This window comes from Algoriphagus zhangzhouensis, assembly GCF_900148515.1.
In the GTDB taxonomy this organism is placed as follows: Bacteria; Bacteroidota; Bacteroidia; order Cytophagales; family Cyclobacteriaceae; genus Algoriphagus; species Algoriphagus zhangzhouensis.
Window position 1 is genome coordinate 419,728 of record NZ_FRXN01000002.1, and the last position, 23,523, is coordinate 443,250.

Consider the following 23,523-nt stretch of genomic DNA (forward strand, 5'->3'; position numbering starts at 1 on the left):
CATGGTTCAAGCTCTCACAGCCTTGCAAATTGCCCATATTGTTGAGGGAAAATTGCAGGGAGATCATCCCGGATTAATTTCTCGTGTTAGTATAGATTCAAGACAAATCCTTCAGCCTGAAGCAACCATTTTTGTCGCTTTACGAGGAGCAAAAGCGGATGGAGCTACCTTTATCCCACAGCTTTTGAAAGAAGGAATTGCTTGCTTTTTGATACATGAAGACCAACCAATTGTAGATGGAGCTGCTTTTATCAAAGTTCCTGACACAAAGATTGCGCTGCAAAAACTAGCTGCTTTTCAACGTAAACAATTTGAAAAACCTGTCATTGGCATCACTGGATCCAATGGTAAAACAATTGTCAAAGAATGGCTTGGACAGCTTCTAAGTCAACAATATTCTGTTGCAAAAAGCCCTAAAAGCTATAATTCCCAAGTGGGCGTCCCACTTTCAGTTTTCGAAATCCAATCCTATCATCAGGTGGCGATTTTGGAAGTCGGAGTATCCAAAAAAGGAGAAATGGCCGCATTGGAGACTATTGCGAAGCCAAACCTTGGGATCTTTACCAATATCGGATCAGCCCATGACTCGGGGTTTTCAAGCACATTGGAAAAGATTGAGGAGAAAGCTCAACTTTTTAGGAATTCGGATCTGATTATCTATTGCAAAGATCTGAAAGAAGTTGCTCAGGTTTTGGAAAGACAATTCCCAGATGAGAAACTCATCTCTTGGTCAGATCAAGCCGGGGCAGATTTCACCAGATCTATCAAAACACAAAATGGAGTTTCGAAGATCTTTTTGATGAAATCAGATTTGAGCACCTATACTTTCCAAACGGGACTTTCTGACAATGCATCACTAGAAAACCTGACCAATACTATCATTGCCAGTCTTACCCTAGGTGTGGATGCTCATAAAATTCAGGAAGGGATTTCCAATCTTCGACAGGTGGATATGCGCTTGACTTTGAAGCCCGGGATCAATGAGTCTTTATTGATCGATGATACCTATAACAATGATTTGGCTGGGCTACGAGTGGCATTGGACTTTATGCGACAGCAAAGGCCCAAAAACAGAAAAATCCTCATTCTTTCTGATTTCAAACAGCAAGGACAACCTAAGAAAATTTACCCTGAAGTTTCCCGATTGATTAATTCACATGAAATCGATTTGGTGATAGCAGTAGGGGAAGAGATTCAAGCGATCGAAGAAATAATAGATGCAGATTTCAGCACCTTTAAATCGACATCCGAACTGAATCAAAGCCTAAAAGCTGAAGATTTCGCTAGTGATCTGATCTTGATTACTGGTGCAAGGGAATATGGATTTGAGAAAGTCGTCAACCATCTTCAGCAACGAATTCATGGAACTACTCTTGAAATCAACCTGAATGCTTTGACCCATAATTTCAATTTTTATAAGAGGAAATTGAAAACAGATACAAAAGTGATGGTGATGGTGAAGGCTTTTGCTTACGGAGGCGGAGCAACTGAGATCGCGAACCACATCCAGCAGATGGGGGCAGATTACCTGGCAGTTGCATATACAGATGAAGGAGTTGCGCTTAGAAAGCAAGGAATTCGACTTCCAATTATGGTTTTGAATCCAATGGCAGAGTCATTTCAGCTATGCAAAACATTCGATCTGGAGCCTGTCGTTTTTAGTCTGGAGTTTTTCGAGCAATTGGCTCAGTGGACTTCCTCAGAAAGTCACAGTATGAAAATCCATTTGGATTTGGATACAGGAATGCATCGATTAGGTTTTGAAAAAGTCCATCTCTTGGATCTTATTCCACTAATCAAAAGAAATCCTCAGCTTGAAATCGCTTCCATCTACACTCATTTGGTTGGAGCTGACGAAGAAATCCATTCTTCATTTTCCATACAGCAATTGGCTCTCTTTTCAGAAATGTCTCAAGCCATTTTGCAAAATCTGTCTTATAAGCCAATCCTACATGCCTTGAATTCCGCTGGAATTGTAGCTTTCCCGGAGCATCAACTAGACATGGTCCGGTTAGGTATTGGCTTGTATGGAGTAGAAGTAACTGGGAAGTATACTTCAGAATTACAATCCATCAGCACCTTAAAAACAACAATCTCGCAAATTAAGTCTTTGGAAGAAGGGGAAACAGTCGGATATTCCAGAAAAGGAGTAATGGCCAAACCTGGAAAAATAGGAACCTTGGCAATTGGCTATGCAGATGGCTACGACCGAAGGTTTAGCAATGGTAAAGGTTTTGTGCTGATCCATGGGCAAAAAGCCCCGGTAATCGGGAATGTTTGCATGGATATGGTGATGGTTGACATCAGTGATATCGATGCCAAGCCAGGAGATGAGGCAATCATCTATGGTCCTGAGATTTCTCTCAAAGAATTAGCTGATCAAATCGGTACTATCCCCTATGAACTCCTAACCAATATCAGCACCCGGGTGAAGAGAGTTTACTACTTGGACTAATCAATCCATTTTCAAATCCCATTTTTTTCTAAATTCAGGAATGAGTTTGACCAAAAGAAGACTGGCCCATATTGTTTTTGAGTCCAATGACCGGGCTTCTAAAATGTTTGATGTGATCCTGCTGATCCTGATTTTCGGATCAGTTATCGTAGCAATATTGGATTCTGTTGCAGATTTAAGAGCTGAATACGGAAGAATTTTCTTCGTCCTTGAGCTGGTATTTACCTTTCTTTTTACAATTGAATATATCCTGAGGGTTTGGTTGACTTCCAAAACCATGAAGTATGTTTTCAGCTTTTATGGGATCGTCGATCTTTTGGCTATTCTTCCAGTTTACTTGAGTTTTTTCATCGCCAATGTTCAACTTTTGACTGTCGTAAGAGCCTTAAGACTTCTCCGGGTAGTTAGGATTCTCAAATTGGGAAGGTATCTGGCTGAGGCTGATTTTATCCAAAAATCTTTAAAAGCCAGCCTAGCGAAAATTCAAATCTTCCTCTTCGCTGTGATCACTATTGTATTGATCATGGGAACACTCATGTACATCATAGAGGGGCCTGAAACAGGATTTACCAGTATTCCACGATCTATGTACTGGGCGATTGTGACATTGACCACTGTTGGTTTTGGAGATATTACTCCAGAGACTCCATTGGGCCAATTTGTAGCCTCATTGATCATGCTTTTAGGCTACGCCATCATAGCTGTTCCTACGGGAATCGTCAGCGCAGAAATGGCCAAACAAAAAAATCCTGAACATCATGCTTCCACCAGAACCTGTACACATTGTGGAAAAGACGGATTGGACCGAGATGACCACTTTTGCAAAAATTGCGGTTACCCTCTAGACTAGTCTACTATTCATCTAGATTCAGGAACTCCTGAATGTTTTTGATCTTACCGAATAGCAATAAAAGATCACCCTCTTCAAGTGTATATTCAGGTGTAATCACGCCAATCACTCTCTTTTCTTTGGTCTTAATCCCTAGTAGATTGGTTTTATCCTCCATTTTGATCACCGTCAGAATATTCAGATAAAATTCCTTTCGGATATCAGCTTCTGACACCTTCATTCCGACATATCTTTTGGGAAGTTTTACCTCCACAATATTGTATTCATCAGAAATCTGCAAGGAATCCAAAACCCCTTTCATTTGGAGCCTTTTCGAAAGCCTATCAGCAGTCTCTTCTTCCGGATGAATAATCTCATCTACCCCAATACTTCGAATCACAGTTTCATGAAGTGAGTTGATGGCTCTTGCTATGATTCTTTTTGCTTGGAGCTGCTTGAAAATTGCCGTAGAAAGTATTGAAGCCCCTACATCTTCACCAATGGCGATGATCACCACATCCGTATCACGAGCTGGAAGGTTTTTCACGGCTTGTGGGTCAGTGGCATTCAGCGTCACGACATGGGTGACTTTATCCTTTATTAATTCAGTCCTGTTTTCATTGTTGTCCACGCCGATCACCTCGTGCCCCATTTCGGTCAACCTCATCGCCAAATAGGCTCCAAAATTCCCCATTCCTATGATGATGTATTTCATATCAAATTCATTTTAGGTGATAAAGACATTTTCATCCGGATATTTATAGCGCTGCTCCCCAACTTTTCTAACCAAAGCTATCAACAAGGTAAGGGTACCTACCCTGCCCATAAACATACAGATCATTACTACTATTTTGCTTCCAGTTGCTAATTGAGATGTAATTCCTACACTGAGTCCCACAGTAGAAAAAGCACTGAAAATTTCAAAAGAAACATCGATTAGATGCAATTCAGGATTGAAAAGCATGACCATAAATATTCCTGTGCCAATGACTAAAAAAGAAAGGGAGATCACAGCAAATGCTTTTCTTAATGTCTCATTTGAAATCTGTCTATGGAATACTTCTACACGCTTTTTGCCCGAGGCAATACTGAATGTATTTAAAATTGCGACTGCAAATGTGCTGGTCTTCAAACCGCCACCGGTAGATCCGGGAGAAGCTCCAATCCACATCAAAATCAGATAAATCAATATCGTGGGTACTGTCAGAGCACTCATATCAACTGTATTGAACCCGGCAGTTCTTGGTGTTACTGACCCGAAGAAAGAGGTTACAAATTTCCCATAACCACTCAAGCCTTCCAGAGTACTGTTCCTTTCAAATAAAGCAAAAGTAATAAAGCCCACAATCAACAAAATGAATGTGGTATACAATGAAAGCCTAGTACTGATATTGGTAACCCGAGGAACATGGCGATAAGCCTCAATTCCCAACATACTTTTTACTCCTCCCACTATGACATGCTTGAAATAATCATAGTAATTAATCACAACAGGAAAGCCTATTCCACCAAAAATAATAGCCAATGCCAGTACCAAATGCATATTGTATGCTTCTCTGAATCCTGACTCATACAAGCCATTGCTTAAAGTTGAAAACCCCGCATTACAAAAGGCGGAAATCGCATGAAAGGCAGAGAAAAACAAATGATCACCTTTTGTCGCAAACAAAGAATCATCCGTGAAATGATAAATTAAAAATGCGGCTATAACCTCTGTCAGGATTGTAAAGAATACAATCTTTAACAAGGTCGAATAAACCTCACTGACATTATTTTCATTGATGTAATCCCTAATCAAAAGCTGACTTTCCAATGAAAAACTCCCTTTGAAAAAGAATCCAAAGAAAGAAGTAAAAGTCATCATTCCCAATCCACCGATCTGGAAAAGAAGCATGATAGTCACTTGACCGAAAAAGGTAAAATCTTTTGCGGTATCCAATACAATCAAACCTGTAACACAAACAGCAGATGTCGATGTGAAAAGTGCATCAATAAAAGTAATTCCTTTAGTAGTAGCATGTGGAAGACTTAGCAATATGGCTCCAATCAAAATCAAGATCAAAAAGCTCATAATAAAAACGAGTGTAGGGCTCGCTTTTAGTTTATTGATGGTCAAGCTAAACTTGCTGACCTCAATAAAGAAGAGAACTACTACTAAGATATTTACCAGAAAAAATTGCTGGGAATAGCTCAGAATCCCCTCCGAAAACTCCATTCCGAAAATATCCCACCTCAAGAAGGAAAAGCCTATTAGGAATAATGAGAGCAATATTTCCAACAAAACTCTTCCAACCAGGATTGAGGGTTCATTGAGAAGAATTTTGAAAATATAGCCTAAACCTATTAGGATCAGGCAGAAGGTAAATACAAAGGAAGATATCGCATAAACCAAAGGATCAGGATCGTACCCAAGGTGAAACAACAACAAACCAAATGCAATAAAACTACTGTATCGAACCACTCCCTCTACGATAGACTTAAGCTTTCGCAAGAAATACAGATTCTTATCTGGATTGGAAAAAAATTTGAGATTCAGTTTCATGCAAGAAATACTTCCTACTAAAGGTAATAACTACCGAAAGGTTCAATTTTTAAACCAACGATTCAACAAAAAGTCACTCTTTTTTGGGGAATATTTTCACCTTCTTATCGAGATTTTGTGAGGAATAGATACTTGATCTACCGCTAAACACATAAGCAATCAGGCAGGCAATTGCCAAATACACCCCTGATTCATAGCCAAACAATTCCATTCCCATAATAGTACAGGCCATCGGTGTATTGGTAGCTCCAGAAAAAACTCCGACAAAGCCCATTCCCGCAAGCAAAGCCAGAGGAAGAGGAATCCAAGTTGCGAGTGAATTGCCCAAAGTAGCCCCCGTAAAAAATAAAGGTGTGACTTCGCCTCCTTTGAATCCAGCACCTAAGGTGAATGTAGTCAATCCAGTTTTTGCAATCCAATCATACCAAGGCAAAGGAGTCTGGAAGGCTTCTACGATCCTAGGAACTCCTAATCCCAAATAAACCGTACTGTCCGAAATCCATACAAAAAGTGCAATTAAGAGTCCGCCTATGAGCGGTCTGAAAGGTGGGTAAGAAATCCTCTCTTTAAAAGTTTTGGAAAAGAAATGAGAGCTCTCAGCAAACAACTTACCTGCTAATCCGAAGATGATTCCTGCTGGAATAATCCAAAGTAAATTTACAAAAGTATGAGGTGCCACTTGGGGAATTTCATACGCAGTGTGTCCTACGCCCCACCCCAATTCACAAATCCAATCTGCAACCCATGCAGCCCAAAACGCAGGAAAAATAGATTTCCATCTCAATTTTCCGGTATGCATCCATTCCAATGCAAAAATTGCCCCTGCTAGCGGTGTGCCAAAAACAGATGCAAAACCTCCAGAAACGCCAGAAATCAACAAAATCCTCCTGTTTTCAGAGGAAATGGGAATCCATTTATTCACCTGATCTGCCAAAGAACCACCCATTTGCACTGCAGTTCCTTCTCGTCCAGCTGATCCTCCGAAAAAATGAGTAAAAATAGTCCCAAAAAGGACCAAAGGCGTCATTCTGAGTGGTATAGGCTGTTTTTCTTCATACAATTCGTCCAAAAGAAGGTTATTTCCCCTGATGGAATTTTGCCCCACTTTATCATATGTCCAGCCGATTATAAATCCTCCCAAAGGAAGAAAAGCGATGATCCAAAGATGGGATTCTCGAAAATCAGTAGCCCAGTCTAGAGCTATTAAAAAAACTGCTGATGCGGAGCCAGACAAAAGGCCTACAAGCAAGCCCAGCAAAAGCCACAATCCAATGTATTTAGTCCCTTTGATAAAATCCAAAACTACCTTTTAAATGAAGAATGCCAAATTAGGAATAGAAATTGGATTTTAAGTTCTAGTTAAAATAGGAAAATCCAAAGTCCGGGCTTTTATTGGTCTTTGGAGGTATCAACACACCATCATGAAAAATATTCTGATCACAGGAGGCTCTGGCCTAATCGGCCAAAAAATCACCAGCTTACTGGAGCATAAAGGCTATGAAGTGGCTTGGCTCAGTAGGTCTTCCCAAGATCAAAAATCATTTATCTGGGACATCGAAAAGCAAGAGATCGATCCTGAGGCAATCGAATGGGCAGATGCCATCATTCATTTGGCTGGAGCCGGTGTTGCTGAAAAGAAATGGACCCCAGAGCGAAAACAAACTATCCTACAATCTAGAACTCAAAGCACAGCATTACTCCTAAGAGGAATTGAGAAAGCTGCTAATAAACCCTCAACTTTCATCTCTGCGTCGGCTGTGGGTTATTATGGGATGGATACCCAAACCAAACTAATCGACGAAAGCTCCCCAGCTGGGAAGGATTTTTTATCCCAAGTGGTCGTCGCTTGGGAAAACGAAGTCAAGCAAATCGAAGCATTGCATATCCGAACAGTGATGCTGAGGATTGGAATTGTCTTATCTAGTAATGGTGGGGCTCTAGAGGAAATGTTGAAACCTCCAGTAGCTGCTCCGCTTGGATCAGGGGATCAGTGGATGAGTTGGATTCACATCGATGATCTGGCTCGGATGTTTGTCTTTGCTTTGGAAAAAACAACACTTCAGGGAATCTACAATGCCGTTGGGCCAAATCCTGCTACCAATCAACAACTAACCAAGGAGGCTGCTTATGCCAAAGGGAAAAGGTATTTAGGAATTGGTGTTCCGGGATTTATTCTAAAAATAGTCTTAGGCGAAATGGCGGGAATGGTTCTGGGAGGCAATCGGGTTTCTTGTCAAAAAATCCAAAAAGCAGGATTTCATTTTGAGTTTTTTGAACTGTCATCTGCTTTGAAGGACCTTTTTAATAGATAATTAAAGCCTTTTCCCTCTTCCAACCACAAACCATAAAATCGTGCCTAGGAATGGCACCAAGATGACTATCAGGATCCAAATGATCTTATCTGAATCATTTGCAAAATTGCTAATCACCACATCGTAAATCGTGTAGGCATATATTGCTAGCCCAATTAATCCGAGAAAAGACATATCTAAAAGGTATCTGATTTATGATTTTTTCCAATGACCAAATAAATGATCGGTCCTATCAATTGAGCAAATAAAATAATTAAGATCCAAATCAATTTCATATTCGGATCCTTAAAATTAGATCTCAAAATGTCTACCAGACAATACACCCAGAAGATCAAATAAAGTAATCCAAATAATAGTATTGATCCGCCTCCCATGTTCTGAATAAATGTAAGTTGGCTCATGAATTAAATTCGATTAGAAAGAAAATCAGGTTCAAATTTTCTCCTTTTCTTGCTTGTTCTGCTATTGGTCAAATATAGAAAAGTCCCAATTGGAGGAAGTACTAGAATTATTAAAACCCAAATCAACTTTTCATGCGGAAACCTAAACTCACTCTGTAAGACGTCCACCAAAGCATAAACCCAAAAGGCAAAAAGAGAAAAACCAAGCATCATTGACATACCCTGCCAAATCCAGAGATTAGTTTCTTGTACAAAAAAATCCATAAGCTTCTTATATTATATTTACCACTGCTCCCAAAATAGCTTTTTAAGAGATAAATAAGTAAGAATTTAGCTAAAATTTAACTAAAACTTTGATATGAGAAAAGGTGCGCTTTTGATGCTACTTTTGATGATAGCTAGCCTTGGCTATGCTCAGGTAGATCTAAAATATTACCTTCCCGAGGGCTATACCTACAATCCTGACATTCCGACACCCAAGGAAGTCTTAGGATATGAGGTAGGTGAATGGCACGTAACCCATGATCAATTGGTCATGTATATGAAGGCCGTGGCGGAAGCTTCTGACCGAGTTGTTTTTGAAGAAACCGGAAGAACCTATGAGAAAAGACCACAGACTCTTTTGACCATTTCTTCTCCTTCGAATCTTGCCAAGCTGGATCAAATCAAAGCTGATCGAGAAAAACTTAGAGACCCAAATGCATCTGTGGACATAGCTTCTATGCCAGTTGTGATGTTTATGGGCTATTCAGTTCACGGAAATGAACCAAGTGGCGCAAATGCATCACTTTTGGCGGCTTATCATTTTGCTGCCGCAAATGAAATACAAGCTGAGCTGGATAATATTGTTCTTCTTTTGGATCCTGCAATTAACCCGGATGGCTTGAACCGGTTCGCATCTTGGGTAAACTCATTCAAAGCTTATAACCTAAACGGAGACCCAAATGGCCGTGAGTACAATGAAGCTTGGCCACGAGGAAGAACTAATCATTATTGGTTTGATTTGAATAGAGACTGGCTTCCGGTACAGCATCCAGAATCAAGAAATAGAGTTAGAGTCTTCCAATCTTGGCTACCTAACATCCATTTGGATTTCCATGAAATGGGAACCAACAGTACTTTCTTTTTCCAGCCTGGGGTACCTTCTAGAATGCACCCTTTGACTCCGGAAAAGAACTTTGAGTTAACGAAGAAAATCGGAACCTATCATGCAAAGGCTTTAGACAAAATCGGCTCACTTTATTATAATCAAGAGAACTACGACGACTTTTATTATGGAAAAGGTTCTACCTATCCGGACGTTCAGGGTTCTATTGGGATCTTATTTGAACAAGCAAGTTCTAGAGGTCACTTGCAAGAATCTGCAAATGGCATGTTAAGCTTCCCTTTCACCATAAGAAATCAATTCACTGCAAATCTTTCTTCCTATCAGGCAGCAAAAGAAATGCGTCAGGAATTGAATCAGTGGATGAAAGATTTTTACAAAGACATCAAAACTGAAACTGATGCTGATGTTAACAAGGCATACATTTTCGGGAACAAGGAAGATGATGCCAAAAGCTATCACTTGGCTGATTTGATTCTCCAGCATGACATTAAGGTATTTAGCTTGAATGAAGACATTACCATCAATGGTCAGGACTTCAAAAAGGAGAATTCCTATATCGTACCAGCTGATCAACCTCAATACAGATTGATCAAAGCGATGTTTGAAACAAGAACCAGCTTTGCAGATTCTCTATTCTATGACATCTCCGCCTGGACCTACCCGATGGCCTTCAACTTGGATTACATGGCATTGAATAGCCGAATTTTGAACTTGGCGAGTGTGAAAGAGATAGACAAATCACAGTTTTCCTTGAAGCCTGGACAAGTATTTGGAAATGCCGGAGCTTACCAATATGCCATGGAGTGGACCGATTATTATGCTCCAAAAGCTGCGTATAAATTGATGAAAGAGGATTTCTTGGTACGTGTTGCGAATGCTGAATTCACTACTCCTGAAGGAAAAACTTTCGGTCGTGGCACCCTTTTGATTGACAAAGGTGAATCTGGAATGAACGATCAGGAGTTTTTCCAAAAACTACAGGAAATCGCGTCAGCTTCCACTGTTGATATTTTTGCCTTGTCCACAGGTTATACAGGTGGAGCAAATCTAGGATCAACCTTCATGTCTCCTTTGGAAACTCCGAAAATCGCACTTTTGGTGGACAATGGCGTGGATAGCTATGAGGCTGGAGAAATCTGGCATTTGCTAGATCAGAGATATGAGATTCCAGTGACTTTACTTCCTTTGGATCGTGTCAGCAGCTCTGTGATCGATAGATACAATGTGATTTTAATGCCTGACGGTTTCTATAGTAGCTTGGGTAAAACCGAAGCTTCTACCATTAGATCTTGGGTTAGCAGAGGAAATACACTTTTGGCAAAAGGTGGAGCCATCAGGTGGTTAGCTCAATCAGAAATCGAAGATTTCAAATTCAGAACTGTGGAAAATGCTGAAACTGGTTTACAGAAATCCTATGCAGATTATGACAATGCAACAGGCGCAAAAGTAACCGGTGGAGCAATCTTCAATGCAAAACTGGATATTACTCACCCAATCGGCTATGGCTATTCCTCTCCAGACATCCATACATTTAGAAATGACAATATGTTTTTGGAACCGTCAGAGAATCCTTATGCTAACCCATTGGTTTATACAGAAAACCCATTGGCATCAGGATATCTTCATCCAAGCAATCTTCCAGGTTTGAAAAATGGATCAGTCATTCAGGTCAGAGGGATTGGCAGAGGAAAAATTGTCGCTTTTGCCGATAATATGAACTTCAGAGCATTCTGGTTCGGAACCAACAAACTCTACATGAATGCAATATTCTTTGGGCAGGTCATCTCAGGAGGTACTGCTCGATAAGTTTTGAATCCCGGGGTTATGCCTCGGGATTTTTTATTTAAACGGTGAATCCCAAGCACTTAAAACCCAGTTTAAAGAATTATGAAAAAACCTTTACACTTATCACTCAGCCTATTTTTCTCATTGATCATTTTTGGAACGCAGGCCCAAGAAATGGGATTTGAGGAATACAACCCACCATCCACTCTCAAAGTCCCGGAACATCCGGTTTCAAAATCCAAATTTCCTTTCGTGGATATTCATAGCCATCAGGGAGGAATAGATCAGGCAAAAATCGAAAAGCTCGTTTCCGAAATGGACGAACTGAATATGGGAGTCTTGGTCAATCTTAGCGGTCGTGGCTTTGGACGCGGAGACAGCAATTCCCAACAGGAATACATCAAATCCATGATCAATGAGTTTGACACGCATGCACCGGGCCGGTTTTTGGTCTTTACCAACATCAATTTTGCAGGAATCGGAGATGAAAACTGGAGCAGAATCGCAGTCAAAGAATTAGAAGAAGATGTGACTGCTGGAGCTGTGGGCTTGAAAATCTACAAAAGCCTTGGCCTCAATGTCAAAGACGTCAATGGAAATAGAGTACCCGTCGACCATCCAGATTTGGATCCGGTTTGGGCAAAAGCCGGTGAATTGGGAATCCCTGTAATCATTCACTCCGCCGACCCTGCTCAGTTTTGGCAACCTATGGATTCTTTGAATGAAAGATGGTTGGAGCTCAAAACTCATCCAAATCGTCAAAGGTCAGCTTCAGATCCTGCGCCATTTGAACAAATCATAGAAGAACAGCATCATGTATTTGAAAAGCATCCAGAGACTACTTTCATCAATGCCCACATGGGCTGGATGGCAAATGATTTGGATGCCGCTGGAGCACATTTGGAAAAATACCCGAATGTAAACTTTGGAATCGGAGCAGTCATCGCTGAGTTTGGAAGACAGCCTCGCCGAGCAAAGGAATTTTTCATCAAATATCAGGATAGACTACTTTTTGGAAAAGACGCTTACAATCCCGAAGAATTCCACACCTATTTCCGGGTGTTAGAAACAGAGGATGAATATTTTCCTTATTACAAAAAATACCACGCCTTCTGGAGAATGTATGGATTAGGACTACCTGATGAGGTACTTAAAAAGGTCTATTACAAAAATGCACTTCGAATCGTACCTAAGATGGATGCTTCGATATTTCCGGAGTAGTTTCAAAGCCTTATAAAGCTAATTCAAAATTTGTCAATCCGAGCGGAGTCGAAGGATCCTCGACTCCGCTCGGATTGACCTATTATTCACATATTTTTTAAAATCCCCATTTTCCTCCATCCACCCCTTTTTACAGTTCAGTCACCAATCTCTACACTTCAGTCAGCTTTAATTTATAGAGCAAAATGAAGGCTACATATTCGAATCAAACATTGAGACGATATGAAAAGCCAACTTTATTTAACTGCCCTATTTTTCTTGATTCATTTGGGAGCTTTTTCGCAAACCATTATTTCAGGAAAAGTCCTTGATGAGAAAAACCTACCTCTTCCTGGTGTAAACATCTACATCAAAGGAAGCTATGATGGGGCTACCTCAGATGCCGATGGATCGTTTGAATTTGAAACCGAAGAGGAAGGTTCACATACACTCATCTATCAATTGATGGGATTTAAGTCCCAAGAATTCACAATTACCTGTGATTCCAACCCGATCGCTTTCAAGGATGTATCCTTGCGAGAAATGATCACTGAAATGAACGCGGTGACGATTTCAGCAGGAGCAATGCAGGCCTCGGATGCCTCCAAAGCGGTAGTTTTGAAACCATTGGATATCGTGACCACTCCAAGTGCAATGGGTGATATCATCGGCGCGTTTCAGACTCTACCAGGAACAAGTACAGTAGGAAATGACGGAAGATTGTTCGTGAGAGGTGGAGATGCAAGTGAAGTGGGGATCTACATCGATGGATTGAGAGTGGGAAATGCATACGGTTCCACTGCCGGAAATTTCCCGACTCGTACCCGATTCAACCCCAATCTTTTCAAAGGCACTTTCTTTTCTACAGGAGGTTATTCAGCAGAATATGGACAAGCTTTGTCTTCTGCTTTGGCATTGAACTCCAAAGATATTTCTCCAAGAAGTCAGGGCGATTTGAGTCTTTTGTCGCTTGGAGGAGGATATTCCCATACACTTTCTTCAGACAAGCAAAGTATTACAGTAACAGGAAACATTTTTGACTTGGGTCCTTATCAGAACTTGATCAAGCAAAACATCGACTGGGAAAGAGGTCCTCACAGCTGGGATCTAGAAATGGCTTCTCAGAAAAAAATGGCCGATGGAAGCTTGCTCAAAGTAATGGCAAGAACCGAATCTGCCGGAATGAAACTTTGGCAAAAACAGCCTGGCCAGGAAGGAAGAGGTGTATATATTGACTTAAACAACCGCTACACATTTGCCCAAACCAATTGGAAGAAAGCTTATGAAAATGGCTGGACACTTTTCACCGGAATCGCTTACTCTGATAACAAAGATGATATTTTTTATGATTCTGTCAATCTTCAGAAAAACAGCAAACTTATCCATGCAAAATTCACTGGAATCAAGGATTTTTCTGACCGAATCTCAGCAAACTCTGGAATCGAATATTTCCAAAGCGATTACAGCGAAGGAATTGTTGAGGCAAATTTGGAGAGAGACTATACCGACCATCAGTTCTATGGATTTACCGAATGGGATTTTTATCTCAGCAAAAAACTGGTGTTCAGAACTGGTTTAAGAGGTGGAAATAGCTCTTTGAATCAGGAAACCTGGCTGGATCCGCGCGCTTCATTCGCTTACCAAGTTTCTGAAAATGCACAGGTTTCCTTGGCAGGTGGGACTTTTTCTCAAGTAGCCGCAGAAAACTTCAGAGTATTGAATCCTGAATTGAAAAATGTGCAATCCAAGCACCTGATTCTAAACTATCTCTACGGTGCAAAGGGTAGAACTCTTCGAGCTGAAGCCTTCTACAAATCCTATGACAACTTGGTGACATTTGATGGCTCGCCAATGGCTCCCGAAAATCCAATCAATGAAGGAATAGGATTCGCAAAAGGAATCGATCTTTTCTACAGAGAAAGTAGATTAATTAAAAACACTGACTTCTGGGTTACCTACAGCTTTGTGGATAGTAAAAGGCAATTTGATCAATACAGCACCAAGGTTCAGCCCGCTTTTGCTCCCAAGCATAACTTCTCCATAGTGGCGAAACACGGTTTCGAAACGCTGCAATCTCAATTAGGAATGAGCTTCTCGATGAACGATGGCTATGCCTATACCGACCCTAATCAAGATGGGGAAATGAATGCAAAGACTCGCTCTTTTCAGAGCCTAAGCTTAAGCTGGAGCTACTTACCGAAGCCTAATCTGATCATTCACTTTGCAGTCAGCAATGTCTTGGGAAGAGAGAATGTATTTGGCTATCAGTATGCTCAAACGCCCAATGCATCCGGTGTTTATGAATCCCTTCCTTCGGGCCAAGCAGCACCTAGATTCCTGCTTTTGGGAGTCTTCCTAACCCTTTCCAAAGACAAAACAGCAAATAATCTAAACAACTTATAATCAACGCTATCATGAAAAAGTACTTTCTAATTTTCGCTCTATCCTTTTGTTGGATCAATCTTGTAAAGGCCTCAGACCCTGCTTTTGAAAAAGCAATGACAAAGCAAATCCAAGCAATGGAAACCATACAGACTCTGGAAGAATCACAAAAAGTTTCCAATTCTTTCTTAAGGATTTCCGAAGCCCAGCCAGAAGAATGGCTTCCGCTTTATTATGCAGGATTATTACAGATTGAATCAGCTTTTAGATTTGATGTCAATCAAGACCAAGCACTTGAACAAGCCTTAGAATACATCGAGAAGGCAAAGAATATTGCTCCTGGAAACTCAGAATTGACTGCCTTGGAAGGATATGCTGTGATGGGAAAAATCAGTGTGGATCCTGCCAACCGTGGACAAAGTATGACTCCTGAAGCGATGCAGTTATTTGGTAAAGCCATTGCTTTGGACAAAGAAAACCCTAGAGCAGTTCTCTTAATGGCCCAAATGGAATTGGGAATGGCTCAATTCTTTGGATCTGGACCCGAAAAAGCTTGTGGAATGGCAAGAATGGGAAGTGATTTGCTACGAAAGGAAAAAGAAAAAATCACTGAGTCTTACATTTTACCCACTTGGGGACAAAGAATGGCCTCACAATTTGAAAAAGTCTGCCAACAAAACTAAAACCCATTTCAAATTGGCAGAATCGAAACCCGAATCGATTCTGCCATTTTTCCTATATTCAAATCCATGCAGAATATTTTAAAAGCTGGCCTGTCATTCAAATCCAATAGAACTTGGAGTTATACAAACATTCTGAGGTTTATTGCTGTTCAAGCAGGCATTGCCACTACCATCCTATTGTTTGCTTGCCCGACTTGCTGGTTGACTTGGGATGGGCTCAAAAATCTGATTCCCGATTTTTTTGTTTCCTTCATTTTCTCATCCGTCCTAAGTTTTGGTGGTAATCTGGTAGTTTCCTATCTCGATGAACGAATTTCTTGGATAGATCACCCCGTCAAACGAATAGTTTTAACGGTTGTCTTTTATATGTCTTATGCATTTGTAAGCTCCTATATCATTATTGTTATTTATGCGACTTTAGATGGTCAAGTGCCATCCGACAATATTCCATGGATAGAGCTACTCCCTTATACAAAAATGCCTATGTGGGCAGCTCTTATTTTCATGGGCCTATTTACCACTTGGTCATGGCTAAAGGAATGGAGAAAATCTGCCTTAGAAGCTGAAAAACTAAAATCAGAAAAACTAGCGGCTCAATATCAAGGATTGAAAAACCAATTGAACCCTCATTTTTTATTCAACTCTCTGAATGCACTTTCCAATTTAGTCTATGAAGATGCGGATCGTTCTGCAGCATTCATTCAGAAACTTTCAAGGATTTATCGGTACGTTTTGGAGGTACAAAACGAGGAATTGGTCACCCTAAATAGCGAAGTCGAGTTTGCTAGAAATTATCTTGATTTGCAGAAAATCCGATTTGAGGATAGTCTTCAATTCTCAATAGAAACTCAGGATGAAAACAACTGGATACCACCCCTTTCACTTCAACTATTATTAGAAAATGCGATCAAACACAATGTGGCCAGCAAAGCAAATCCGCTAGTTATCCACATTATTCAAAAAGGAAATGAGATGTGGATAAGTAATAATTTTCAACCTAAAAACGCCACTGATGAACCATCAACAGGAATTGGATTGAAAAATATTGAACAGCGGTATCAAGTTTTGAGTAACAAAAAACCACAAGTGATTACTAGTGAAAAAGAGTTTTTGGTAATCCTTCCACTTTTGAAAATCGAAGCATGAGAATCTTGATCATAGAGGATGAAAATCCAGCTGCTAATAGGCTTATCAAGCTTTTAAAGCCATATTTTCCGGACGCAGAGATTATCGGAAACCTAGATACGATCACCTCAACGGTAGATTGGCTGGAGACTTATCCACACCCTGATTTGCTGTTTTGTGACATCCAATTGGCTGATGGAAACAGTTTTGAAATATTCAAAAAAGTAAAGTTATCCACACCGGTCATCTTCACAACAGCCTATGACCAATATGCTATTCAAGCTTTCCAGGTGAATGCGGTGGATTATCTTTTAAAGCCAATTGATCCAAAAGATTTAGAAAGGGCTGTAGCGAAATTTAAATCCCAGCAACTCAAATCTGGAATCGATTTAGGGATGATCAAAGAGTTACTTGAGCCAAAAGCGCAAACTTTCAAGTCTCGGTTTTTAGTAAAATATGGAGAGAAAATTCAAAGTATTCCGGTTGACCAAATCTCCTTTTTCTATAGCGAAGAAAGAATCACTTTCCTTCAAACTCATGAAGGGAAAAAGTATGTCATTGACCAGACTTTGGAACAAACAGAACAGCAACTGGATCCAAAAGAATTCTTTAGAATCAACCGCAAATATCTCTGTAGTCTGGCTTCAGTCGATGAGATTTTCACCTATTCAAACAGCCGATTGAAGATTACCCTGAATCATTGTGAGGACAAAGACATCCTAATCAGCCGTGAAAAAGTTCAGGAATTTAAATCCTGGTTGGATCAATAATTCTAATTTTTTAATTGATTCTGACTATTTTTTGGAATGAACGAGAATCAGGATACTCATAGAAAATCAGAAGAGCTGAGCTGGCTGGAGAATTTACAAAGAAACAGCTGGGAACCTGAGGTCATCATTTCAGGTATTATTCTGGCATTTTTGTTCATATTCCCAACCAAAATCTATGAATTCTGTGCTTATCTAACTCAAGATTTAGGATTAGACTATCTTTTCAGCTCACTAATCCTGATTTATCTGACTGGAATTATAAGTATTTTCAAGATTTTCTTTGTGGTTCATTTGGCTTTGCGCTTCCTATGGGCTGGCCTTTTAGGTTTAAGCTATGCGTATCCTAAAGGGGTCATTCAGGAAAAATTATTCAAAGTGGGTCAAGGATATAATTACCAAAAACCTGATGAAATGGTCCTTAAGCTCGAAAAGATTTGCTCCAGCACTTTTGCCTACCCAGTTTCAATGGTCATCATATTTCTAGCATTAACCATTTATTTAGGAGTACTTTTTTCCCTATACGTTTGGCTAAATCTTGATTTCATCCAGGTATACGCATTTATGATGTTTAGCCTATTGATCTTTTCTCTATTGATGATGAGTAAAAGAAAAACCAAATTCAAAATCTGGTATAGCCAAACAATGGTGAGTTCCATTAATGCGATCTACCAGAGTAATACTGGAAAATGGTTTTCAATGGCTTATACAATTTTTATCATGGCCTTGGCCATTCCGATAATCGCTTCGGATACCAAAGATTTTTTTATGTTCAGAAATGAATACAACGTCCTCCCTAAAGAATTGGAATGGCCAGCCAAGCACCTCTATTTTGAAGACAATCATGATCCAGCAACTCGCTTTTCGAGAGCATTCCTTCCACAGGAAGAAATCAGCGAAAATTACATACGGATTGGCTTGGCGAGATATGAAGGCGATAGAAAAGTATTGGAAGCTTTTCAGTCTGAATTCTCAACCACTACTGATACCTTGAATTGGATCGAGTTGAATGAAACAGCGGATCTACATCGCATTTATGTCAATGACTCATTGATTCAGGTAAATGATTGGGGGAAATACAGGTTATCGCCCTCTGGTCAGAAAGTTTACCAATCGATCATTAATCTCGAAGGCTTGAAGCCGGGAAGACATAAACTCCGGGTAGAAAAACTATTCTTACGATATCATCCTTTTACTGGTGAACCCGAAGTTAAACTTTTAAAGAACTGGGCGAATTTTGAGTTTATAAAGAAATAATAGGCCCAAACCGTCTAGAAACAAAAAAAGCGAGACTTACTCAGTCTCGCTTTTTATTTGTAGTTCTATTTCCTCACCAGATTCGTCTAGGAATCTGTATTCCGTCACCGGTAGGGAAGAATCTTTGATCAGTTTTATCCACTTGTAATATTTGAAAAACCATTTCACACGTCGGCTCATAATGCCTGTAGTGAAATATGCGTGCAGGTAGGGATGCAGCCCGATCTGGATATTGTCCACATTCTGAATGGTGGCAATATGTTCCAGATCTTTTTCCAGTTTGTCGGCTACCAGGATCGATGCCTGGATTTTGCCGGTTCCGTTACATGCCGGGCAGGTTTCCTTCGTCACGATATTGACCTCCGGCCGGACTCTTTGTCTGGTGATTTGCATGAGACCAAATTTACTCAGAGGCAAAACAGTGTGTTTCGATCTGTCAGATTTCAGTTCGTCTTTCATCGCTTCATAAATCGCCTTTTTGTTTTCGGCTCTTTTCATGTCGATAAAATCGACTACGATGATTCCTCCCATGTCTCGGAGGCGAAGCTGTCTGGCTATTTCTTTGGCAGCCACCAGGTTTGTTTTTAATGCTGTTGATTCCTGGTCGCTTTCCTGATTGGACTTGTTGCCACTATTCACATCTATGACGTGTAGGGCTTCTGTATGCTCGATGATCACATATCCTCCCTGGGGAAGGCTGACCGTCTGTCCGAACAGGCTTTTGATCTGCTTTTCAATTCCAAAACTCTCGAAGAGCTTGGCTTTTCCATTGTAAAGCTTGACAATTTTTTCTTTTTCAGGGGCTATTGACCTGATGTAGGATCTGATCTGATCGTAGGTTGATTCTTCTTCTACGGTGATTGCATCGAAGGATTCATTGAGAAGGTCTCTCACTAGTGAGGAGGCCATACTCATCTCTCCTATTACCTTATCGCGACTTTTGGCTTTCAGCAATTTCTTCATGCCTTCTTCCCAATTAGTGAGAAGATTTCTCAGGTCTTTGTCGAGTTCTGTGACTGACTGACCTTCGGCCACGGTGCGTATGATCACACCAAAATTGGCTGGCTTGATAGAATTGATGAGTCTCAATAGTCTCTTGCGCTCGTCACTGCTGCGGATTTTTTTGGAAACGTTGACCGAATCCGAAAAAGGCACCAGTACCAAGTACCGACCAGGAAGAGAGAGCTCACAGGATAATCGGGGCCCTTTGGTTGAAATTGGCTCCTTCACTACCTGAACCAAGATTTGATTATTCTTCGAGAGAATATTGGATATCTTTCCGATCTTGTCTATTTCAGGTTCGTTCTGGAAGCCTTTCAGGTTATAGTTGCCATAATTGTTGTTGCGCACCATTTTGGTGAACTTCATCAAGCTGTTGAAATTTGGACCCAGGTCCTGGTAGTGCAGAAAGGCGTCCTTTTCGTAGCCCACGTCAATGAAGGCTGCATTCAGCCCATTGACGATTTTCCGCACTGTACCTAGGTAAATATCCCCAACTTTGAATTGATTGTCCATCCCTTCGGAATGCAACTCAATCAAGCTTTTATCTTGAAGTAGGGCTATACGACTCCCGTTTTGAGCAGAATCTATTAACAATTCCGTACTCAAAATCTCGTCTTATACTATGTAAATGAACGTGTTGTTTTGTTAAAAACGGGTATAAGAAGAAGTATATTACTTCTTCTTATGTCTGTTTTTTCTAAGTCTTTTCTTACGCTTGTGCGTAGAGATCTTATGTCTTTTTCTTTTCTTACCGCAAGGCATAGTCTTATTATTTAAAGTGTTACAAATATTTATAGCCTGTCAAGATAGGTCTGGATACTTTCCAAGATCATAGGATCCTGAGTGATCTCCTTCACTTTCTCAAACTGAGCTTTCGCTTTATTCTTTTGATCGGCTTCGAAATAACTAACCGCCAAGTAAAATTGTCCCTGAAGGTTGTCCGGGTGATAACGAACCAATTCTTCAAATCGTTCAGTAGCTCTTTTGTACTGACCGGATTGCATGGACAAGATTCCCATGTTGAAGAGTGCATCTTCATTTTGAGGATCTGCTTCCAAAATCTCCCTCAGCATGGTAATCCCCTGCATTGGGTTGGAAGAAGACACATAGGTCATGGCAATTTTAGATTTCAAATCCGTTCTGGTGGGATCGTTATCCAGCACCATGTTTAGATAATCACGGGTTTTTTCCGCAGTGTAATTTACTTTTTCTTGGTCTAAAGCAAATGTAAATGCCTCATAAAAAGCATTTCCTGTATCTTCAGCCAAGGCCAAATCACCAGTTTTATCTGCCGCTAGACTTAAATAATAAGCCGCACTATCGTATTTACCCTTTTCCTGATACAGCTCAGCCAACTGTTGCATGCTCTCTGAGTAAGATTCGGAATCAGAATTAGATTTTGATTTCAAATCGGCCAGAGCAGCTTCTTTTTCAGGACTTAGCTCTGTCTCATGCATTGCTGCAGCTTCGGAACCGGAGGCACTTGAAGATTCAGAAGTCGTTTCAGAAACTGCGTTCTGAGCTTCATTGTCTACCACTACTTTTGGCAAGGCGTACAAACCTGCGACTGCCAAAACTCCAATAATGATGAGAAAGAGCTGTGATTTTTTCATATCAAATAACCCCTATGGATTAGTCCTGAGGAGCTAGTTCTTTGATTTTTTTGCTGTTTTTGATTTTCTCAACAAACACTTTAGAAGGCTTGAAAGCCGGGATGTAGTGCTCATCGATTACGATAGCGGTGTTTTTTGAAATGTTACGTGCAATCTTCTTCGCTCTCTTCTTGTTGATGAAGCTACCAAAACCTCTCACGTAAATGTTTTCTCCTTCAGACATAGAGTCTTTTACTACTTTGAAGAAAGCCTCAATTGTCTGTGTCACATCATCCTTCTGGATTCCGGTCTTGTCCGAAATCTTGGTGATTACTTCTGCTTTTGTCACTGTGATTTTAATTTAGAAATTATGAAATAAGCTTAACAACCTATTAACCAAGTGTTTTTGGGACTGCAAATGTACGAGAAGCAACGCAATTAAAAAACAAATACAGAAAAATTCACCAGATTTACACGAAAGATTTTATTACCCAATGCCACACAAACCATCTGATTATCAATTCTTTTCCTTCAAAATCCTGCAATGGTACGAGCAAAATCCTCGTGAACTTCCTTGGAGAGGAACCACAAATCCATACAAAATTTGGCTCTCAGAAATCATTCTTCAGCAGACCAGAATTGCTCAGGGATTACCTTATTATGAAAAATTTGTGAAGGCTTATCCCACTGTTAAGGACTTGGCAATTGCTCCCGAAGATGAGGTACTCAGACTTTGGCAAGGATTGGGCTATTATTCCAGGGCACGTAACCTTCACGCTTGCGCTAAGCACATCTGGTTTGAAAGGGGAGGAGAGTTCCCAAACACCTATAAAGACCTCCTTTCTTTAAAAGGAGTTGGCAGCTATACCGCCGCGGCTATTGGAAGTTTTGCATTCGGAATCCCAAAAGCAGTGGTAGATGGAAATGTATTCCGTATCCTCGCCAGATATTTTGGAATCGAGACAGACATTGCCAGTGGAAAAGGTAAAAAGGAGTTTGAAGCTTTGGCTGATCAGTTAATCCCTCACGATAATCCAGGCGATTACAATCAAGCTATCATGGATTTTGGATCTCGCCTATGCGTTCCAATAAACCCGAATTGTGAAGAATGCCCTTTAAATTCAAATTGCTTTGCTTTCAACAATGATTTAGTGAAGGCTCTGCCTGTGAAAATCAATAAAATAAAGATTAAAGAAAGACATCTACATTACTTTATAATAAGGTGTGGAGAAAAATGGGTCTGGAAAAAAAGAACCTCGGGGGACATTTGGGAAGGCTTGTTTGATTTTCCCCAAGTAGAAAACACCCAAAAGGAATCCGATCAAACACTGGAAATTCCATTCGAAAGCGAGAAAAAGACACAGTTCCCAAAAAATTATCGACACATTCTGTCACATCAAAAATTGAATGCAATTTTCTCAGAAATCGAAATAGCCGAAGAAAACATGGAAAACCTTCAGAAATGGGCGGAAAATCGAGGCTATCTTTTGGTAGAGGAGGAAAAGATCGAATATCTGGCCAAGCCAAAGTTGATCGTAAATTTTTTGAACGATCAGGGCTTTTGACTAACTTCATCAATCCAAGCTAGAATATAAAATCAACGAATAAATGGCAGGAGTAAATAAGGTAATCCTATTAGGAAATCTGGGAGCAGACCCAGAAGTGAAGTATTTGGAAGGAGATAATGTAGTGGCAAACCTTCGACTGGCTACTACCGAGTCCTACAAAGACAGAAATGGCAATCGAGTTGATCAGACCGAATGGCATGATTTGGAACTTTGGGGAGGTCAGGCAAAAATCGCTGAGCAATACCTGAAAAAAGGAATGCAAATCTATGTAGAAGGTAAAATCAAATCTGATACATGGCAGGATGACCAAGGTCAAAACAGAAAAAGGACAAAAATCCGTGTTTTGAGCTTTTCAATGCTAGGAAGTAGACAAGACAATGGAGGACAAGAAGGAGGAAATTCCTACCAACAACCTCGTCAAGCAAGTGCTCCAACGGCAGTAAGCAATGCACCGGCTCCTGATTTGAGCCCAAGCAGTGCAGATGATGATGATTTACCGTTCTGATTTGATTCCC

At 40.4% G+C, this 23,523-nt stretch carries 21 protein-coding genes; 12 read left to right on the forward strand and 9 right to left on the reverse strand.

Annotated features, from left to right (window positions below):
* Position 1: 1 nt before the first annotated feature.
* Positions 2-2,455: a bifunctional UDP-N-acetylmuramoyl-tripeptide:D-alanyl-D-alanine ligase/alanine racemase gene (locus BUF13_RS07695; RefSeq protein WP_073571198.1), complete on the forward strand. Its 2,454-nt coding sequence runs from the start codon at positions 2-4 to the stop codon at positions 2,453-2,455.
* A 40-nt stretch (positions 2,456-2,495) separates the two neighbouring features.
* On the forward strand, positions 2,496-3,305 hold the full coding sequence (locus BUF13_RS07700) for an ion transporter (RefSeq protein ID WP_073571199.1): 810 nt from the start codon (positions 2,496-2,498) through the stop codon (positions 3,303-3,305).
* 4 nt (positions 3,306-3,309) lie between these two features.
* Here the strand turns inward: BUF13_RS07700 and BUF13_RS07705 are convergent, their stop codons facing one another.
* From BUF13_RS07705 to BUF13_RS07715, 3 genes are all read right to left on the reverse strand, one after another.
* Positions 3,310-3,999 (reverse strand): potassium channel family protein, encoded by a 690-nt coding sequence (locus BUF13_RS07705; RefSeq protein WP_073571200.1) that lies wholly within the window; start codon positions 3,997-3,999, stop codon positions 3,310-3,312.
* A gap of 12 nt (positions 4,000-4,011) precedes the next feature.
* Entirely contained in the window at positions 4,012-5,775 is a 1,764-nt protein-coding gene (locus tag BUF13_RS07710) for a TrkH family potassium uptake protein (RefSeq protein WP_243839720.1), read from the reverse strand.
* A 124-nt stretch (positions 5,776-5,899) separates the two neighbouring features.
* Positions 5,900-7,126, reverse strand: coding sequence for a voltage-gated chloride channel family protein (locus BUF13_RS07715; protein WP_073571202.1), 1,227 nt, complete (start codon positions 7,124-7,126; stop codon positions 5,900-5,902).
* 121 nt (positions 7,127-7,247) lie between these two features.
* Between BUF13_RS07715 and BUF13_RS07720 the strand changes: the two genes are divergently transcribed.
* Positions 7,248-8,138, forward strand: coding sequence for a TIGR01777 family oxidoreductase (locus BUF13_RS07720; protein ID WP_073571203.1), 891 nt, complete (start codon positions 7,248-7,250; stop codon positions 8,136-8,138).
* Here BUF13_RS07720 and BUF13_RS07725 read toward each other — a convergent pair whose 3' ends face one another.
* From BUF13_RS07725 to BUF13_RS07735, 3 genes are read right to left on the reverse strand one after another with little or no spacing between them, the layout of a single operon-like run.
* Positions 8,139-8,312: a PLDc N-terminal domain-containing protein gene (locus BUF13_RS07725; protein WP_073571204.1), complete on the reverse strand. Its 174-nt coding sequence runs from the start codon at positions 8,310-8,312 to the stop codon at positions 8,139-8,141.
* Positions 8,313-8,314: 2 nt separating this feature from the next.
* A complete protein-coding gene (locus BUF13_RS20875; protein ID WP_083586402.1) occupies positions 8,315-8,539 on the reverse strand; it encodes a PLDc N-terminal domain-containing protein in 225 nt (74 codons plus the stop codon).
* Positions 8,540-8,542: 3 nt separating this feature from the next.
* Complete coding sequence (locus BUF13_RS07735) at positions 8,543-8,803, reverse strand: PLD nuclease N-terminal domain-containing protein (RefSeq protein ID WP_073571205.1); 261 nt, start codon at positions 8,801-8,803, stop codon at positions 8,543-8,545.
* A gap of 94 nt (positions 8,804-8,897) precedes the next feature.
* Here BUF13_RS07735 and BUF13_RS07740 point away from each other — a divergent pair, with 94 nt between their 5' ends.
* The 7 genes from BUF13_RS07740 to BUF13_RS07770 all read left to right on the forward strand — a co-directional run bounded on the left by BUF13_RS07740 (position 8,898) and on the right by BUF13_RS07770 (position 18,846).
* Positions 8,898-11,453, forward strand: a complete 2,556-nt coding sequence (locus BUF13_RS07740; RefSeq protein ID WP_073571206.1) for a M14 family metallopeptidase — start codon at positions 8,898-8,900, stop codon at positions 11,451-11,453.
* An 81-nt stretch (positions 11,454-11,534) separates the two neighbouring features.
* On the forward strand, positions 11,535-12,653 hold the full coding sequence (locus BUF13_RS07745; protein ID WP_073571207.1) for an amidohydrolase family protein: 1,119 nt from the start codon (positions 11,535-11,537) through the stop codon (positions 12,651-12,653).
* 222 nt (positions 12,654-12,875) lie between these two features.
* The gene (locus tag BUF13_RS07750; protein ID WP_073571208.1) at positions 12,876-15,035 is read left to right on the forward strand and encodes a TonB-dependent receptor; all 2,160 of its coding nucleotides are present in this window, start codon (positions 12,876-12,878) and stop codon (positions 15,033-15,035) included.
* A gap of 11 nt (positions 15,036-15,046) precedes the next feature.
* Positions 15,047-15,697 (forward strand): tetratricopeptide repeat protein, encoded by a 651-nt coding sequence (locus BUF13_RS07755; protein WP_073571209.1) that lies wholly within the window; start codon positions 15,047-15,049, stop codon positions 15,695-15,697.
* 66 nt (positions 15,698-15,763) lie between these two features.
* Positions 15,764-16,843, forward strand: coding sequence for a sensor histidine kinase (locus BUF13_RS07760; RefSeq protein ID WP_073571210.1), 1,080 nt, complete (start codon positions 15,764-15,766; stop codon positions 16,841-16,843).
* A complete protein-coding gene (locus BUF13_RS07765) occupies positions 16,840-17,592 on the forward strand; it encodes a LytR/AlgR family response regulator transcription factor (RefSeq protein WP_073571211.1) in 753 nt (250 codons plus the stop codon). The genes BUF13_RS07760 and BUF13_RS07765 overlap by 4 nt, the downstream gene beginning before the upstream one ends.
* A 36-nt stretch (positions 17,593-17,628) precedes the next feature.
* The gene (locus BUF13_RS07770) at positions 17,629-18,846 is read left to right on the forward strand and encodes a hypothetical protein (RefSeq protein WP_073571212.1); all 1,218 of its coding nucleotides are present in this window, start codon (positions 17,629-17,631) and stop codon (positions 18,844-18,846) included.
* A 36-nt stretch (positions 18,847-18,882) separates the two neighbouring features.
* Here the strand turns inward: BUF13_RS07770 and BUF13_RS07775 are convergent, their stop codons facing one another.
* The 3 genes from BUF13_RS07775 to BUF13_RS07785 all read right to left on the reverse strand — a co-directional run bounded on the left by BUF13_RS07775 (position 18,883) and on the right by BUF13_RS07785 (position 21,789).
* A complete protein-coding gene (locus tag BUF13_RS07775) occupies positions 18,883-20,454 on the reverse strand; it encodes an Rne/Rng family ribonuclease (RefSeq protein ID WP_073571213.1) in 1,572 nt (523 codons plus the stop codon).
* Positions 20,455-20,639: 185 nt separating this feature from the next.
* The gene (locus BUF13_RS07780) at positions 20,640-21,461 is read right to left on the reverse strand and encodes a tetratricopeptide repeat protein (protein WP_073571214.1); all 822 of its coding nucleotides are present in this window, start codon (positions 21,459-21,461) and stop codon (positions 20,640-20,642) included.
* Between the two features lie 19 nt (positions 21,462-21,480).
* The gene (locus BUF13_RS07785; RefSeq protein WP_026956267.1) at positions 21,481-21,789 is read right to left on the reverse strand and encodes an HU family DNA-binding protein; all 309 of its coding nucleotides are present in this window, start codon (positions 21,787-21,789) and stop codon (positions 21,481-21,483) included.
* A gap of 145 nt (positions 21,790-21,934) precedes the next feature.
* On the opposite strand from BUF13_RS07785, the gene mutY reads away from it, so the two are divergent.
* Both mutY and BUF13_RS07795 read left to right on the forward strand, forming a co-directional pair.
* On the forward strand, positions 21,935-23,005 hold the full coding sequence (mutY, locus tag BUF13_RS07790) for an A/G-specific adenine glycosylase (protein WP_073571215.1): 1,071 nt from the start codon (positions 21,935-21,937) through the stop codon (positions 23,003-23,005).
* 43 nt (positions 23,006-23,048) lie between these two features.
* The gene (locus BUF13_RS07795) at positions 23,049-23,513 is read left to right on the forward strand and encodes a single-stranded DNA-binding protein (RefSeq protein WP_073571216.1); all 465 of its coding nucleotides are present in this window, start codon (positions 23,049-23,051) and stop codon (positions 23,511-23,513) included.
* Positions 23,514-23,523: the final 10 nt, after the last annotated feature.

Coding starts and splice junctions, on each gene's coding strand:
- BUF13_RS07780 (WP_073571214.1), bottom strand. CDS start 21,461: ATGAAAAAATCACAGCTCTTTCTCATCATTATTGGAGTTTTGGCAGTC.
- BUF13_RS07760 (WP_073571210.1), top strand. CDS start 15,764: ATGCAGAATATTTTAAAAGCTGGCCTGTCATTCAAATCCAATAGAACT.
- BUF13_RS07735 (WP_073571205.1), bottom strand. CDS start 8,803: ATGGATTTTTTTGTACAAGAAACTAATCTCTGGATTTGGCAGGGTATG.
- BUF13_RS20875 (WP_083586402.1), bottom strand. CDS start 8,539: ATGAGCCAACTTACATTTATTCAGAACATGGGAGGCGGATCAATACTA.
- BUF13_RS07720 (WP_073571203.1), top strand. CDS start 7,248: ATGAAAAATATTCTGATCACAGGAGGCTCTGGCCTAATCGGCCAAAAA.
- BUF13_RS07695 (WP_073571198.1), top strand. CDS start 2: ATGGTTCAAGCTCTCACAGCCTTGCAAATTGCCCATATTGTTGAGGGA.
- BUF13_RS07755 (WP_073571209.1), top strand. CDS start 15,047: ATGAAAAAGTACTTTCTAATTTTCGCTCTATCCTTTTGTTGGATCAAT.
- BUF13_RS07725 (WP_073571204.1), bottom strand. CDS start 8,312: ATGTCTTTTCTCGGATTAATTGGGCTAGCAATATATGCCTACACGATT.
- BUF13_RS07700 (WP_073571199.1), top strand. CDS start 2,496: ATGAGTTTGACCAAAAGAAGACTGGCCCATATTGTTTTTGAGTCCAAT.
- BUF13_RS07740 (WP_073571206.1), top strand. CDS start 8,898: ATGAGAAAAGGTGCGCTTTTGATGCTACTTTTGATGATAGCTAGCCTT.
- BUF13_RS07705 (WP_073571200.1), bottom strand. CDS start 3,999: ATGAAATACATCATCATAGGAATGGGGAATTTTGGAGCCTATTTGGCG.
- BUF13_RS07765 (WP_073571211.1), top strand. CDS start 16,840: ATGAGAATCTTGATCATAGAGGATGAAAATCCAGCTGCTAATAGGCTT.
- BUF13_RS07795 (WP_073571216.1), top strand. CDS start 23,049: ATGGCAGGAGTAAATAAGGTAATCCTATTAGGAAATCTGGGAGCAGAC.
- mutY (WP_073571215.1), top strand. CDS start 21,935: ATGCCACACAAACCATCTGATTATCAATTCTTTTCCTTCAAAATCCTG.
- BUF13_RS07750 (WP_073571208.1), top strand. CDS start 12,876: ATGAAAAGCCAACTTTATTTAACTGCCCTATTTTTCTTGATTCATTTG.
- BUF13_RS07745 (WP_073571207.1), top strand. CDS start 11,535: ATGAAAAAACCTTTACACTTATCACTCAGCCTATTTTTCTCATTGATC.
- BUF13_RS07770 (WP_073571212.1), top strand. CDS start 17,629: ATGAACGAGAATCAGGATACTCATAGAAAATCAGAAGAGCTGAGCTGG.